At 64.5% G+C, this 15,675-nt stretch carries 12 protein-coding genes; 8 read left to right on the forward strand and 4 right to left on the reverse strand.

Annotated features, from left to right (window positions below; genetic code table 11):
- The first annotated feature begins 99 nt into the window (after positions 1 to 99).
- Positions 100 to 966, forward strand: a complete 867-nt coding sequence (tcdA, locus tag VE092_RS20515; RefSeq protein ID WP_324879811.1) for a tRNA cyclic N6-threonylcarbamoyladenosine(37) synthase TcdA — start codon at positions 100 to 102, stop codon at positions 964 to 966.
- 18 nt (positions 967 to 984) lie between these two features.
- On the opposite strand, the gene VE092_RS20520 is transcribed toward tcdA, so the two are convergent.
- Together VE092_RS20520 and VE092_RS20525 are read right to left on the reverse strand one after the other, a co-directional pair.
- Positions 985 to 1,935, reverse strand: a complete 951-nt coding sequence (locus VE092_RS20520; protein WP_324879812.1) for a DMT family transporter — start codon at positions 1,933 to 1,935, stop codon at positions 985 to 987.
- 194 nt (positions 1,936 to 2,129) lie between these two features.
- Positions 2,130 to 2,690: a DUF4337 domain-containing protein gene (locus VE092_RS20525; protein WP_324879813.1), complete on the reverse strand. Its 561-nt coding sequence runs from the start codon at positions 2,688 to 2,690 to the stop codon at positions 2,130 to 2,132.
- Between the two features lie 543 nt (positions 2,691 to 3,233).
- On the opposite strand from VE092_RS20525, the gene katG reads away from it, so the two are divergent.
- Positions 3,234 to 5,483 (forward strand): catalase/peroxidase HPI, encoded by a 2,250-nt coding sequence (katG, locus tag VE092_RS20530; protein ID WP_324879814.1) that lies wholly within the window; start codon positions 3,234 to 3,236, stop codon positions 5,481 to 5,483.
- 186 nt (positions 5,484 to 5,669) lie between these two features.
- Positions 5,670 to 6,248: a phosphonate degradation HD-domain oxygenase gene (locus tag VE092_RS20535; RefSeq protein ID WP_324879815.1), complete on the forward strand. Its 579-nt coding sequence runs from the start codon at positions 5,670 to 5,672 to the stop codon at positions 6,246 to 6,248.
- On the opposite strand, the gene VE092_RS20540 is transcribed toward VE092_RS20535, so the two are convergent.
- Positions 6,236 to 6,961: an AraC family transcriptional regulator gene (locus VE092_RS20540; protein WP_324879816.1), complete on the reverse strand. Its 726-nt coding sequence runs from the start codon at positions 6,959 to 6,961 to the stop codon at positions 6,236 to 6,238. The two genes, VE092_RS20535 and VE092_RS20540, sit on opposite strands and share 13 nt — an antisense overlap.
- A gap of 61 nt (positions 6,962 to 7,022) precedes the next feature.
- On the reverse strand, positions 7,023 to 7,805 hold the full coding sequence (locus VE092_RS20545; protein ID WP_006464765.1) for a 3-hydroxybutyrate dehydrogenase: 783 nt from the start codon (positions 7,803 to 7,805) through the stop codon (positions 7,023 to 7,025).
- A gap of 481 nt (positions 7,806 to 8,286) precedes the next feature.
- Between VE092_RS20545 and VE092_RS20550 the strand changes: the two genes are divergently transcribed.
- The 5 genes from VE092_RS20550 to VE092_RS20570 all read left to right on the forward strand — a co-directional run bounded on the left by VE092_RS20550 (position 8,287) and on the right by VE092_RS20570 (position 15,344).
- Complete coding sequence (locus VE092_RS20550) at positions 8,287 to 9,054, forward strand: GNAT family N-acetyltransferase (RefSeq protein ID WP_324879817.1); 768 nt, start codon at positions 8,287 to 8,289, stop codon at positions 9,052 to 9,054.
- Complete coding sequence (locus VE092_RS20555) at positions 9,051 to 9,941, forward strand: UDP-2,3-diacylglucosamine diphosphatase (RefSeq protein ID WP_324879818.1); 891 nt, start codon at positions 9,051 to 9,053, stop codon at positions 9,939 to 9,941. Before VE092_RS20550 ends, VE092_RS20555 begins: the two co-directional genes overlap by 4 nt.
- Positions 9,942 to 9,986: 45 nt before the next feature.
- Entirely contained in the window at positions 9,987 to 11,036 is a 1,050-nt protein-coding gene (locus tag VE092_RS20560) for a glycosyltransferase family 1 protein (RefSeq protein WP_324879819.1), read from the forward strand.
- A 237-nt stretch (positions 11,037 to 11,273) separates the two neighbouring features.
- On the forward strand, positions 11,274 to 13,247 hold the full coding sequence (locus VE092_RS20565) for a methyl-accepting chemotaxis protein (protein ID WP_324879820.1): 1,974 nt from the start codon (positions 11,274 to 11,276) through the stop codon (positions 13,245 to 13,247).
- Positions 13,248 to 13,613: 366 nt separating this feature from the next.
- Entirely contained in the window at positions 13,614 to 15,344 is a 1,731-nt protein-coding gene (locus VE092_RS20570; protein ID WP_324879821.1) for a methyl-accepting chemotaxis protein, read from the forward strand.
- Positions 15,345 to 15,675: the final 331 nt, after the last annotated feature.

The raw sequence follows: 15,675 nt of genomic DNA on the forward strand, positions 1-15,675 counted from the left end.
GCAGCGTTCGCGCTGCGGCCCTTTTTCATGAGAATCCCGTAAAGCCGGGATAATGCTTTACTTCACCCCATTGCATCACCGAATGACGTTTTTCTGATCATGAGCACATCCACCGACCTGCACGATATCGACTATGAACGCCGCTTCGGCGGCGTGGCGCGCCTGTATGGCGCCGCTGCCTTGCAACGCTTTGGCCGGGCGCGGGTGTGCGTGGTCGGGGTAGGGGGCGTGGGATCGTGGATCGTCGAGGCGCTGGCGCGTAGTGCGATCGGCCACCTGACCCTGATCGACCTGGACAACCTGGCCGAATCCAACGTCAACCGCCAGATCCATGCCCTGACCACGACCCTGGGCCAGGCCAAGGTGACGGCGCTGCATGAGCGCATCCGCCAGATCAATCCGACCTGCGTGGTGACCGAGGTCGAGGATTTCGTCGATCCCGAGAATGTGGAGCAGATGTTGGGTGGTGGCCGTTTCGACTACGTCATCGATGCCATCGACAACGTCCCGGCCAAGGTCGCCATGATCGCCTGGTGCCGCAAGAACGGCATGTCCATGGTCACCATCGGCAGTGCCGGTGGTCAGATCGATCCGACGCAGATCGAGATCCGCGATCTGTGCCGTACCGAGCAGGAACCGCTGCTGGCCAAGGTACGCAAGCGCCTGCGCTCGCAGCACGGCTTCCCGCGCGGGACCAAGAACAAGTTCCACATCGATGCCGTGTTCTCCACCGAACCCCTGCGCTTTCCCGAGTTGGCCGAGGGTGAGGTTTGCGAGGTCGCTCCGGCCGAAGACATGGATGTCGGCGAGGATGTCGCCGATAGCACGCAAGCCGGCGTTACTGGCCTCAATTGCGCCGGCTTTGGCTCGGCCATGGTGGTGACCGCTACCTTCGGCCTGGTGGCGGCCGCCCATGTGTTGAAGAAGCTGGCCGCACAGGCCGATATCGCTGCCGCAGCCGGGTGAACTGCACGGCGTCAGCCCTCAGTGCCCGCCCCCCTCATCGACCCGGTGCGCCGAGACACACAGCAGTACGCTCACGGTCACCAGCACCATGGCCGCGATCTCCAGCAGGGTCGGCCAGCGCTGTTCCCACAGGAAGCCGTAGAGCAGGGCGAACAGGGTCTCGAAGAGGATCATCTGGCCGATCATGGTCAGCGGCAGCAGCCGGCTGGCCTTGTTCCAGCAGGCATTGCCGAACAGCGAGGCGAAGATCGCCACCCCCGCCGACACAGCGATGAAGTGCCACCATTCACCTTGCGGATGCGGCTGCAGCATGACCGTGAAGGCCGGCACCGCTACGAACAGTGACAGCAATCCCGTAACCACGCCGATCAGCAGGTTCCAGTCATGCGCCGAGATCGCCTGCAGGCGTCCCAGCCAGCGGCTGTTGCCGACCGCGTAGGTGGTCCACGACACCAGCGCAGCCAGCGCGCAGAAGAACCCGATCACGCCATCCCCGAATCCACCGCCGTTGGCACCAACGGTGCCACTACCCAGCGACTGCCACGCCACACAGGCGATCCCGGCCAGCCCCAGCGCCAGTGACGGTGCCAGCTTGCGCAAGGGGACCGCTCCCTGGCCACGGCTACCGATGATGCTCACCGCCACCGGCAGGAAGCCGATCACCAGCGAGGTCATGGCCATGCCGCCCAGTTGCACCGCACTGGCCAGGAACACGTAATACACCACATTGCCCAAGAGGCTCAGCCACACCAGCGCCCGCCATTCGGCGCGGCCCAGGTGCGGCAGCAGTTGGCGCAGGCGCGGCGCGATCAGTATGGCGGCGAACAGGCCATAGGCCAGGTAGCGACCGGCGGTCAGTTGCCAGGGCGAGAAGGCGCGGGTCAGTTCCGGGGCCAGGAAGACCAGGCCCCAGGCGGCCCCGGCCAGCGCGCCGAAGAGTATGCCCCGCAGAATAGGATTGGAACGCATGGTTCAGGCGTGGACAGGCCACGGCAGGTTGACGAAGGCTGGCAGTATGCCGCAGCGGCGCGGGCGGGAATTGTTGTGGACTACGGTTTTCTTGTTACCGACTGGGAAGCCGCACCTGCCGCGTACCCCCGTGGCGCCGATGCAAAAACGCCGGCGCGGGGCCGGCGTTTGCGTGGGGTGTGCGGAGGTTGCGCTCAGATCACCGTGCCGAACAGGCCCGCACCCACGAAGGCCAGCGCGACCACGCCGATGCCCATCGAGAGATAGGCCAGCACCGCCACGCCGGTAATGATGGTGGCCGAGGCCAGCACAATGGCGACCTGCAGCATGCCGGCGGCCATTTCCATCTTCTCGTACTTTTCCATGTAGGCATGCGCCTCGTGCTCCGCCTCGCGCGCCTTGTGCGCCAACTCCTTCTTGCCTTCACCGGTCTTCTCGTCGCTGTCATAGTGGGCGATGGCGTCGTCCAGCTTGGCGATGGCTGCATTTACGCGCTCATCCTTGGGGTTGCCCAGCAGCGCCAGTTGCTGCTTGGCCAACTGCGCCGCATTGCCACGCACCGACTTGGCCTGGAAGAAGGACCACAGGTTGGCCGCCTCCTGATGCTTCAGGATGACCTCGGTCTGGTAGGACTTGGACAGGGTTTCGGTAATGGCCAGCACCAGCGCCAGGATGGCGATGAGCAAGGCCAGCTTCTTGTTGCCGGAGGCATGGGCGTGCTCGGCGTGTTCCAGGTTTTCGGTGGCTTCCGTCATGATGGTTTTTGTAATGTGGAGGAAATGAGGGCCACCCGGGAGGCGGGCAGCGTTCCAAGAACGATTCACCTCGGGAACGGTTGACCTGAATCATGGGGAGACTCGTATTTTCCCGCGCAGCGGGGAGATGCGAAGAAAAGGGAAGAGCCGGGAAGATCCGCCCCAAAGGACAGCCGGCAGGATCAATATTCGCATTTCCTCACAGCGGCGCCGGGGCGGCAGGCCGAGCAGGAATGCCTGTCATTGGCTACACTGATGAGCCACAAATTCTGAAGCCTTGGGATTGGATTTATTGACCGACGTTATACAAAAAGACAATCAACAGATTGTTTTTGATGAATTACATTAATGGTTCTTCGCAAGCATGACCGGGACAAGCCCGGGCTGGCCCCGCAGTACGTCGCCCTCGCGCCGTAGCAGAACGCAGCCAGCCGGGTACGCATTACCGAGACGCTTCACCCAGCCGTGCGGGGTGGGGCCAGAGAGGTCCGTTTCCCGGTCCGGATGTCATGACCATCGGGTCGATCAACAGGAGAGAACGCAATGTCGAATGAAGCCAAGTGCCCCTTTAACCACACCGCCGGCGGCGGCACCAGCAACCGCGACTGGTGGCCCAAGCAGCTCCGTCTGGACCTGCTGGCCCAGCATTCTTCCAAATCCAACCCCATGGGTGAGGATTTCAACTACGCAGAAGCCTTCAAGAGCCTGGACCTGGCCGCCGTCAAGGCCGATCTGGCCAAGGTCATGACCGATTCCCAGCCCTGGTGGCCGGCCGACTTCGGTCACTATGGCCCATTGTTCATCCGCATGGCCTGGCACAGCGCCGGCACCTACCGCATCGGCGATGGCCGTGGCGGCGCCGGTCGCGGCCAGCAACGCTTCGCCCCGCTCAACAGCTGGCCTGACAACGTCAACCTGGACAAGGCCCGTCGCCTGCTGTGGCCGGTCAAGCAAAAGTACGGCAACAAGATCTCCTGGGCCGACCTGCTGATCCTGACCGGCAACGTGGCGCTGGAAACCATGGGCTTCAAGACCTTCGGTTTCGCCGGTGGCCGCGAAGACGTGTGGGAACCGGACCTGGACGTCTACTGGGGTACTGAAACCACCTGGCTGGGCGGCGATGATCGCTACGGCAAGGGCAAGGCCGGTGCCGCTCACGGCGAAATCACCGCCGACGCCGACCGTCACGGCCAGGAACAGGCGCGTACCGCGCCGGCCGGACGCAATCTGGAAAACCCGCTGGCCGCGGTGCAGATGGGCCTGATCTACGTCAATCCGGAAGGCCCGGAAGGCAATCCCGACCCGCTGGCCGCCGCCCAGGACATCCGCGAAACCTTCGCCCGCATGGCCATGGATGACGAAGAGACCGTTGCCCTGATCGCCGGCGGCCATACCTTCGGCAAGACCCACGGTGCCGGCGATGCCAAGCATGTCGGCCGCGAACCCGAAGGCGGCGACCTGGAAAGCCAGGGCCTGGGCTGGAAGAGCAGCTTCGGCAGCGGTGCCGCAGGCGATACCATCAGTTCCGGTCTGGAGGTGACCTGGACCCAGACTCCGGCGCAGTGGAGCAACTACTTCTTCGAGAACCTGTTCAACTACGAATGGGAACTGACCAAGAGCCCGGCCGGCGCCCACCAATGGGTGGCCAAGGGTGCCGACGCCGTGATCCCGCACGCCCATGGCGGGGCGCCGCTGCGTCCCACCATGCTGACCACCGACCTGTCGTTGCGCGTCGATCCGGCCTACGAAAAGATTTCGCGCCGCTTCCTGGAAAATCCCGACCAGTTCGCCGAGGTCTTCTCCCGCGCCTGGTTCAAGCTGACCCACCGCGACCTGGGACCGCGTTCGCGCTATCTCGGCCCCGAAGTGCCGGCCGAAGAGCTGATCTGGCAGGACCCGCTGCCCAAGGCCGATGCACCGGCGCTGCAGGCCGCTGACATCAGCGCGCTCAAGGCCCAGGTACTGGCCTCGGGACTGACGGTGTCCGAACTGGTCTCGACCGCCTGGGCGTCGGCGTCCACCTTCCGTGGCGGCGACAAGCGCGGTGGCGCCAACGGTGCCCGCATCCGCCTGGCCCCGCAGAAGGATTGGGCGGCCAACCAGCCGGCCCAGCTGGCCAAGGTGCTGTCCACGCTGGAAGGCATCCAGTCTGCCTTCAACCAGGGTGGCAAGAAGGTCTCGCTGGCCGACCTGATCGTGCTGGCCGGCAGCGCCGCCGTCGAGAAGGCCGCGCAGGACGCCGGCGTGGCCGTGAGCGTGCCTTTCCATGGCGGTCGCGTGGATGCCTCGCAGGAACAGACCGACGTTGCTTCCTTCGAGCCGCTGGAGCCGGTCATCGATGGCTTCCGCAACTTCCAGAAGCAGCGTTATGCCGTGCGTGGCGAAGACATGCTGATCGACAAGGCACAACAGCTCACCCTGACCGCGCCGGAAATGACGGTCCTGGTCGGTGGCCTGCGCGTGCTGGGCAACAATGTCGGCGGCAGCACCAAGGGCGTGTTTACCAGCCGTGTGGGTGTGCTCACCAACGACTTCTTCGTCAACCTGCTGGACATGGGCACCGAATGGAAGTCCACCTCGCCGGCGCAGGAAGAGTTCGAAGGCCGCGACCGCGCCAGTGGTGCCGTCAAGTGGACCGGTAGCCGCGTCGACCTGGTGTTCGGCTCCAACGCCGTGCTGCGCGCCCTGGCCGAAGTCTATGCCAGTGCCGATGCCAAGGAAAAGTTCGTCAAGGACTTCGTGGCGGCCTGGGTCAAGGTGATGGAACTGGATCGCTACGACCTGAAGAAGTAAGACCGGTGGCTGCCTTTGCCGGCAGCCTCGGATGCAGGACAGCAGGAATCGGCGGGCCTCAGGGCTCGCCGTTTTTTTTGCCTGCCCGCCGCCACGACACGGTCGATGTCATGCCGATGTCATGGAGTCGCCATGTGCGGGGACTATAGTGGCGGACTGAATTTTTCTTCACCAACGAGGCGTACGATGGCCCTGAGTCTGGATGACATCGCCCTGCTGTTCGCACGGCATGGACATACCCAATACACCGGTGAGCCGGTGACGCAACTGGAGCATGCGCTGCAATCGGCGCTGCTGGCCGAGCAGGAGGGGGCTGCACCCAGTCTCATCGTGGCCAGCCTGCTGCACGACCTCGGCCACATGCTGGAAGACCTGGGCCAGACTCCGACCCTGGCCGGCATCGACGACCTGCACCAGTACCGCATCCTGCCTTTCCTGCGAGGCGTGTTCAGCGACGCCGTGCTGGCACCGATCGCGCTGCATGTGGATGCCAAGCGCTACCTGTGCGCCACCGATCCGGCCTATTTCTCGACGCTGTCGGCCGATTCCGTGCGCAGCCTGCAGCTGCAGGGCGGGGTATTCGATGTGGAACAGGCGGCCGCCTTCATCGACCGTCCGCATGCCGTGGATGCGGTACGGCTGCGGCGTTGGGATGACCGCGCCAAGACCGCCGGGATGGCCACGCCCGATTTCGCGCACTTCGCGCGCTACTTCGATCAATGTCTGGTCGCGCCCGGTGCCGGGCGGGTGATTCAGGCCAGGTAACTCTTGCGATAGGCCGAGGGCGTGGTGCCGCGCAGCTTGCGCATGGCATGCGTCAGCGCGCTCTGATCGCCATAGCCGCAACGCTGGGCGATGAACGCCAGCGGCAGGGCGCTGGTGCGCAGCAGGCGGCAGGCCTGCGCCATGCGTACCTCGGCCAGCCAGGCGCGGGGAGAAGTCGCCAATTCCTGCTGGAACCATTCATGCAGGCGGCTGGGGCTGATGGCCGCCAGCGCGGCCATGTCGGCTACCGTCCAGGGATGGGTCAGCTGTGCCTCGACCTGGGCCAGCATGCGGTGCAGGCGCGACCTGGCCTGTGGCGGATGTCGCGCCAGCGTATCCAGCAGCAGCGGGACCCAGTGCTGCAGGCTCGCGCCGGAGGGGCTCTGGTCCAGCGACAGCGCCATGAACTCCACCAGCTTGCCGGCCGCCGCCGTCAGCGTCACGAAGGGGGTGCGCGCCAGACTTTCCAGTTGCAGGTTGCTCATGGTGCTGGGCGCCAGGTCCAGCACCAGCGCCCGATTGGCGCCGCCGGCGCTGGTCGCGTGCGCCGCCCCGGGTTCGACGAAGGCCGCCGTGATGCTGTCGGCGCAGCCCTGGCGGCCGGCGATGTCCAGTTCCAGCCGGCCGGCCAGCGGCAGCACCAGTTGCGGGAAATCATGGCGATGCGCCGGCGACTCGTCGCGGTAGCTGCGCAGGTGGAGTTGGGTGTCCAAGATGGGGGAGAGCGGGGCGCTGCCAGGCGGTGCCACCGTCGGGTGACACCGCATGCCAGGCTTACTGCATGTGCCAGCCGTGGCTGACGACCACCGATTGACCCGTCAGCGCATTGGTCGGGAAGGCCGCCAGGAAGACCGCAGTCTGGGCCACGTCCTGGGTGGTGGTGAATTCACCGTCGACGGTGTCCTTCAGCATGATCTTCTTGATCACATCTTCTTCGCTGATACCGAATTCCTTGGCCTGCTCCGGAATCTGCTTTTCCACCAGCGGCGTGCGCACGAAGCCGGGACAGATGACATTGGTGCGGATCTTGTCCTTGGCGCCTTCCTTGGCCACCGTCTTGGCCAGGCCCAGCAGGCCGTGCTTGGCCGTCACGTAGGGCGCTTTCAGCGCCGAGGCCAGGTGCGAGTGCACCGAACCCATGTAGATGATGGAGCCACCGCGACCCTGCTTGATCATCGCCTTCATCGCCGCGCGCGTGGTCAGGAAGGCGCCGTCCAGGTGGATCGCCAGCATCTTGCGCCAGTTCTCCAGCGACAGTTCGGTCACCGGGCTGATGATCTGGATGCCGGCGTTGCTGATCATGATGTCCAGACCACCGTAGGTATTGACCGCATCGGCCACACCCTTGTCGACCTGGGTCTCGTCGGTCACGTTCATGGCCACGGCCATGGCGGTACCGCCGTTCTTGACGATTTCCTCGGCCGTCGCCTTGGCCGCTTCCAGGGCCAGGTCGGCGATGACCACCTTGGCGCCCTGCTTGGCGTATTCGACCGCGATTTCCTTGCCGATGCCGCTGGCCGAACCGGTGATGAGAGCGACTTTATCCTTGAGTAGCATGATCTTCCTTTATGTTTCGAGTTGACGGACATTGCAAAGCCTGGCCGTCACTGCCGTCGGCGCCTCGGACGCACGATCGACCCTGCCGGCCATCAATCCCTGTTTCGATGAAGTGCTCATCGAAAGATTCCTCGGGTCTGCACCCGGTTTCCTTACCCTCGCGCGCGCGCCTTGCCCCGATCCCGGAGGTCTCCCGGCGCCGCTTTGTCACGCCATTGTAACGCTGGCCGGGCTCTTGTTGCTGCACTGCCAAAACGGCTGCAGAGGTCATGTGGGTGAAACAATCGCTGGTTAGTCTGTGCAGCGTTATCCCGGGGATAGCGGCAGTTTCTCGAATTTCGACAAGGGATGTTTCGATTTCTTTCGGGGGCAGCCGCACTTTTGGGGGGTAGCAAAAGGTCGTCAGGAACAAGCCCTTATTTTTACCGGTTCTTTCCGATTGCCTGAGTTTCTCCCCACCCATCACCATAAAGGACAATGCATGAGACTGCTTACCATTCCTGCCGATGCCAATCCGAGTTTTGCCAAGCTCAATCTGAGCCTGGCCAGCACCCCGGAAGAAGTGCGCGAAGTACAGCGCCTGCGCTACAAGGTCTTCATCGAAGCGATGAACCTGTCGGCCCTGGCCAACCCCGAAGGCCTGGACAAGGATGAGTTCGACGACTACTGCGACCACCTGATCGTACGCGACAGCAAGACCCTCTCCGTGGTCGGCACCTATCGCGTCCTGAGCCCGCACGGCGCGCGCCGCATGGGCAAGTTCTACTCGGAACAGGAATTCGATCTCTCGCGCCTGGACAACATCCGCGGCGTCATCGCCGAAGCCGGCCGCGCCTGCATCCACCCGGACTACCGCAGCGGCGGCGTGATCATGATGCTGTGGGCCGGCCTGGCCGCCTACATGCGCAAGGAACGCTGCGAATACCTGATGGGCTGCGCCAGCGTCAGCCTGGCCGATGGCGGCCACAATGCCGCGGCCCTGTACCACGCCTTCCGCGAAAAGAACCTGGCGCCGCCCGACTACCGCGTCACGCCGCTGCTGCCCTTCCCGCTGGAAGACCGCGAAGCCGGCATCGAACCGCAGATTCCGCCGCTGTTGCGCGGCTACCTGCGCAGCGGCGCCTGGGTCTGCGGCGAACCGGCCTGGGACCCTGATTTCCACTCGGCCGATTTCTTCCTGCTGCTGCCCTTGTCCAAGCTCGACAGCCGCTACGCCCGCCACTATCTGAAAGACACGAGGGCCGCATGAAGCCACGCGAACAGTTCATGGAAAAAGCCCAGGGGCTGTTCGCCGACCTGGGGCCTGAGCACGATGCCGGTGACGACGAAGCGCGACGCGATCCGCTGCGCTTTCGCAGCATCTGGATTTCCGACATCCACCTGGGTACCACCGGTTGCCAGGCCGAGCGCCTGCTGGAATTCCTGCGTGCCACCGAGTCCGATACCCTCTACCTGGTGGGTGACATCATCGACGGCTGGCAGTTGAAGCGTCGCTGGTACTGGGACCAGAGCCACAACAACGTGGTGCAGACGGTGCTCAAGAAGGCCAAGAAGGGGACCAACGTCATCTTCGTGCCGGGCAACCATGACGAAGTGATCCGCCAGTTCATCGACCTCGATTTCGGCGGTATCAAGATCCGTGACGAACTGGTGCACGTCACCGCCGAAGGCAAACGCATGCTGGTGCTGCACGGTGACCGCTTCGATGGCGTCATCGCCTGCGCCAAATGGCTGGCCTACGTGGGCGATTCGCTCTACACCATGATCCTCAAGTTCAACCAGTGGTTCAACAGCTGGCGCGCCCGTGCCGGCCTGCCTTACTGGTCGCTGTCGCAATACCTCAAGTCCAAGGTCAAGAACGCGGTGAACTACATCACCTCCTTCGAGGATGCGCTGGCCGACGAAGCCAAGAAGAAGGGCCTGGACGGCGTCATCTGCGGCCACATCCACAAGCCCGAGATCCGCGACATCGGCGGTGTCGTCTACTGCAACGACGGCGACTGGGTCGAGAGCCTGTCGGCACTGGTGGAAGACCCCGACGGCGCGTTGCGCCTGGTGACCTGGCAGGAAATCATGCAGCTCAAGCGGGCCGACAAGGAAGCCCGCCTGGCCGCACGCGAGCTGGCGACGGCATGAGGCATCAAGTCTGTTTCCTGAAGTTTTAAATTATCGATACGATTTATGCGCATTGCCATCATCAGCGACGCCGGCGAACCCCAGGTCAACGGGGTCGTCAACACCTTGCGCTCCACCGTGCGCTGCCTGCGCGGCCTCGGCCATGAAGTGCTGCTGCTGTCGCCGCGCGACTTCCGTACCTTCGCCTGCCCGACCTATCCGGAAATCCGGCTGGCCTACCAGCCCTATGCGCGCATCGCTGCCGCCCTGGAAAGCTTCCAGCCCGACTGCATCCACATCGCCACCGAAGGGCCGATGGGGCTGGCGGCGCGCCGCTACTGCCTGCGCCACAAGCTCAGCTTCACCACGGCTTACCACACCCGTTTCCCGGAATACCTGGCCGCCCGCAAGCTCTTGCCCAAGGCTATCACCTATCGTCTGCTGCGCTGGTTCCATGGCCGCTCCGCAGCCATCATGGTGCCCACCCCGGCGATGAAGACCGCGCTGCAGGAGCAGGGCTTCCGCAACGTGGTGCTGTGGGGCCGCGGCGTGGATACCCAGCATTTTCGCCCGGCGGTGGAAGACCACGCCTGCATCGAGCGCCCGCTGTTCCTCTATGTCGGCCGGGTGGCGGTGGAAAAGAACATCGAAGCCTTCCTCAAGCTCGACCTGCCCGGTACCAAGTGGGTGGTGGGCGATGGCCCGCAACTGGAAGAACTGAGCGCGCGTTACCCGCAGGTGCGCTTCCTGGGGGCCAAGGGTCATGATGAATTGCCGGCCTACTACAACTGTGCCGACGTATTCGTCTTCCCCAGCAAGACCGATACTTTCGGCCTGGTGCTGCTGGAGGCCATGGCCTGTGGCATCCCCGTGGCCGCCTATCCGGTCGAGGGGCCGATCGACGTGGTCGACAATGGCGTCTCCGGCATCCTGCGCCATGACCTGCAGCAAGCCTGCCAGCAGGCGCTCAAGCTGGACCACGCCGCGGTGCGCGCCCATGCAGCTGGCCGCTCTTGGGACTCAGCCACCCAGCAGTTCCTGCAGCACCTGCACCTGGCGCGCCGCCCGGCCCCGGGCAAGGCGGCGACGATCAAGCCGCTGGGCGAGACGCGCTGATCCGCCAGCCGTACCGGTTTCCTTCTCTTGTTCCTGACCATCGGGTCGCGCAAGCTCTGCCTTGCCGTGGTGGCTGTGGCATGCATGCCTCGCCGAGCCGGTAATCTTCCCACCGTTGGAATGGAATTTGCTAAATCTCAAAAGTCCAGGAGTTAGCTGGATTTACAGTTACGTCCGCCGCGCCGACGGTCAGCGTCGGCGGCCGTGATCTGGGATGACAACAACAGGAGGGGAGAGATGAAGAGACTGCTTGCCAATCTGCAACTGTGGCAGAAATTCGCTTTGCTGGGTGTGCTGGGACTGGTGCTGTTCGGGGTGCCCACCACCCTGTACGTGGTCAGCGCGGAGCGCGTGATCCGCTTCAAGGAGCAGGAGATCGCTGGCGTGGAGCCGGTGCGGCGCCTGCTGCGCAGCGTACAGCTGATGCAGCAGCATCGCGGGCTGTCGGCGGTGATGCTCAACGGTGCCGGCGACATGGCGGCGGCGCGCCAGGCCAAGGCGGGCGAGGTGGACCAGGCCCTGCAGGCACTGACCCAGGCGATGCAGGGCATGCAGACCAGCGATGCCCAGGCCGCTACCCTGTTGCAGGCCCAGCTGCAGGCCTGGAACCGGGTACGGGATGCGGTGGCCGCGCGCCAGCTCGCCGCTCCGGAGAGTTTCGCCGCCCACAGTGCGGTGATCACCGCGCTGTTCGATCTGAGCGAACGCATGCTGGATCATTTCCATTACACCATCGATCCGGATTTCGACAGCACCCAGCTCATCAATGCCGCCTTCATCGCCATGCCGATGCTCACCGAAGACCTCGGCCGGGCACGTGCGCGCGGCGCCAGCCTGCTGCTCAAGAAGAACATCAGCCGCGAAGACCGGCTGGAGCTGGTCGCCATGCTGGAACGCGCGCAGGAACGGCTGCTGGCGGCCCGCAAGTCCTTCGCCAAGGGGGCGGCTGCCAATGCCGACATTGGCACCCGGCTAGGGACAATATTCGACAACGCCAACCGCCAGGGCCAGGACGCCATCAGGCTGGCCCGCGAGCAGGTCCTGCTGCCGCCGGAAGTGAGCTATGCCTCCGATGCGTATTTCAAGCAGTTCACCCAGGCCATCGATGAACAGTTCAAGGCCATCAGCGAGGTCACCGAAGTGCTGGCCGCCCAGCTCGATCGCCAGAATGCCGCCTTGCGTCGGCAGCAATTGTCGGTGTTGACCGCCATCCTCTTGCTGGCGGCACTGGCAGCCTGGCTGGGCGTACTGATCACGCGCTCGGTCACGCAACCGGTGCTGGCTTCGGTGGCCATGGCCGGGCGGGTGGCTGCCTATGACCTGACCGTGCGCAGTGCGGTGCGCGGGCGCGACGAAACGGCGCAGTTGCTGGGCTCGCTCAACAGCATGACGGGCAGCCTGAGCGGGATCGTGACCCAGGTGCGCAGCAGCATCGATCTGATGCAGCACGCCAGCGGCGAGATCGCCATCGGCAATGCCGACCTCTCGCGCCGCACGGAGTCGCAGGCGTCCAGCCTGGAAGAGACCGCCAGCGCCATGGAAGAACTGACTTCCACCGTCCAGCACAACGCCGAGAACGCGCGCCAGGCCGATCAGCTGGCCGGCTCCGCCTCGCGCTTGGCCGAGCGGGGCGGGCAGGTGGTGGCCGATGTGGTCCAGACCATGGCGCAGATCAGGGACAGCTCGCGCCGCATCGTCGATATCATCAGCGTGATCGATGGCATCGCCTTCCAGACCAACATCCTGGCCCTCAATGCCGCCGTGGAGGCGGCCCGGGCTGGCGAGCAGGGGCGCGGCTTCGCGGTCGTGGCCTCGGAGGTGCGCTCGCTGGCGCAGCGCAGCGCCAGCGCCGCCAAGGAGATCAAACAGCTCATCGGCGATTCGGTGGAGCGGGTCGATACCGGCGGCAAGCTGGTCGACGAGGCCGGCGCCACCATGGGCGAGATCGTGGGCGCGGTGCGCCAGGTGGCTGGCATCATGAGTGACATCACCCAGGCCAGCCAGGAACAGAGCAGCGGCATCAGCCAGATCAACGACGCCATCACCCAGATGGAGGCCATCACCCAGCAGAACGCGGCACTGGTGGAGCAGGCCGCCGCCGCCTCCGAAAGCCTGCAGCAACAGGCCTCGGTATTGCGCGAGGCGGTGGCGGTCTTCAAGACCGATGAGGGTGTACCGGGCGACCCTGGACAGGCGCTGTTGGCGCGCTGAAGGGGCGCTCTGCGCGCCGATGATGGTCGATATTTCAACTATGCAAAAGAAACATGCGCGCATGCCGACAAAGCATTGGCTTGCGCGCCAGCCCCTCTTCTAATATGCGCCACGCGCAATGCGCGCCACGCCGGTCCAGGGGCCTGCGCGGTGGCGGCGGCGCTCGACAATAACAAGCCAACAACATGAATGCGTTGCGGTCGCGGCTTCGGTCTTGCGCCAGGGCGCTGCACGTCCATGAGCCTGCCGCCTGCCGTACGGGCGGGCATGAATCATGCTGGAAGGCTGCTGCAGGGGAGGCCGCGCAGCGGCGGCCGCCTTATCCGCACCATCATCGAAGTTTGCGTTACAAGGAAGACATCATCCATGATCCAACGTCTCAAGATCGGTAGCCGCCTGGCATTCGGCTTTTGCCTCATTCTCCTGCTGGCCATCGCGATCCTGCTGACCGGCCTGTGGCGCATGGCCGAGATGGAAGCCGGCAGCGAATACGTGATCGAGGAGAAGGTCACCGCCATGACCGCCGCCATGCACATGCGCGAGGCCGGCAGTGAGCTGGCCCTGGCGCTGCGCAAGGTGGTCACGCCCACCGATGCCGCCGAGGGCAAGGCCGAAGATGCGCACCTGGGCCGCATCCTGCAGGCCTACGCCGGCTTTGAGAAGCAGATCTCCGAGCTGACCACCAGCGAGCGCGGCAAGCAGCTGCTGGCGGCCACCGGTGCCGAGAGCAAGAAGCTGTTTCCGGTAGTCGAACAGATCCGCCAGCAGGTCATCAGCAACAATTACTTCGATGCGGCGCAACTGCTGAAAAGCGATTTCCTGCCGGCCCACGAAAAGTGGATGGCCAGCGTCGCGGCCCTGGCTTCCTTCCAGCAGGAAGACATGAAAGAGGCCCACGCGGACGCCAAGGACAGCTATCGCAAGGCGCAGATCGGCATGTTGCTGTTGGGCGTGCTGACCCTGGGTCTGGGGATATTCTTCACCTTTGTCATCACCCGTTCCATCGTCGACCCGCTCAAGCGCGCCGGCAGCATCGCCGACACCATTGCGCGCGGCGACCTGACCCAGGACTTCCACGACGGCGGCCGTGACGAAGCCGCCCATCTGGTCAACGCGCTGGACGCCATGCAGACCAACCTGGCGGCCACGCTCAACGAAGTCAAGGAAAGTGCCGCCGTCATCGCCGTGGCCTCGCACGAGATCGCACGCGGCAACGTGGATCTGTCCAACCGCACCGAGTCGCAGGCTTCCAGCCTGGAAGAAACCGCCAGCTCCATGGAGCAGCTCACCTCCACCGTGCAGCAGAACGCCGAGAACGCACGCCAGGCCAACCAGCTGGTGCTGTCGGCCTCCGACCATGCGACCAAGGGTGGACGCGTGGTCGGCGATGTGGTGGCCACCATGGGCTCCATCAAGGAAAGCTCCAGCAAGATCGTGGACATCATCGGCGTGATCGACGGCATTGCCTTCCAGACCAACATCCTGGCCCTGAATGCGGCCGTGGAAGCGGCCCGCGCCGGCGAGCAGGGCCGCGGCTTTGCGGTGGTGGCCTCGGAAGTGCGGGCACTGGCCCAGCGCAGCGCCGCTGCCGCCAAGGAAATCAAGCAGCTCATCAGTGATTCGGTGGACAAGGTCGATACCGGCGGCAAGCTGGTCGATGAAGCCGGCGCCACCATGAACGAGATCGTCTCCTCGGTCAAGCACGTGGCCGACATCATGGGCGAGATCACTGCCGCCAGCCAGGAGCAGAGCGCCGGCATCGCCGAGGTCAACAACGCCATTTCGCAGATCGACGAGATCACCCAGCAGAACGCCGCCCTGGTAGAGCAGGCGGCGGCGGCGGCCGAAAGCCTGCAGGAACAGTCCGATGTGCTGGCGCGGGCAGTGGCGGTGTTCCGTCTCAGGGCCGCACAAGCGGGCGCGACGCACGCTACCGGTACCGCCCTCCCCAAGGTGGCCGCACGCACCGTCAATCCACAGCCGACCCTGTTCGCCGCCAGCCCCGCCAAGCGCCCGGTCAAAGGCCTGCCGCCAGCCTCGTCGGCCAGCGGCAAGCCTGCTGCCACGGTAGGGGATGGAGAGTTCGAAGAGTTCTGAACGTTGTCATGACGGCCTGACTTGAGGGGCGTCATCGCAGTAACAAAAAATCAAGCTGTTGCGTAAGCGCCGCCACCTTCCGGGTGGCGGCGCTTTATTTTGACTGAAACGGGCAGGATTCATGAGAATTTAAGATAATTCCCAAGTTGCCGTAAAGCTATAGCATGCGCAGCGCGTGGATCGGTCCGGAAACGGGGAGGACGATCGGCGCTGCCGCCAGCAGAAGAGCACGGCGTCGGGGCCCTCCGTAGAGGGCGTCGAAGCACGCAGCCGCCCGTGGGATCACGCGGACCTGGTAGGCAACAGCGCACCTTCTTTCATCCACCGGAAC

Source organism: Herbaspirillum sp., assembly GCF_035644555.1.
GTDB lineage: Bacteria > Pseudomonadota > Gammaproteobacteria > Burkholderiales > Burkholderiaceae_D > Herbaspirillum.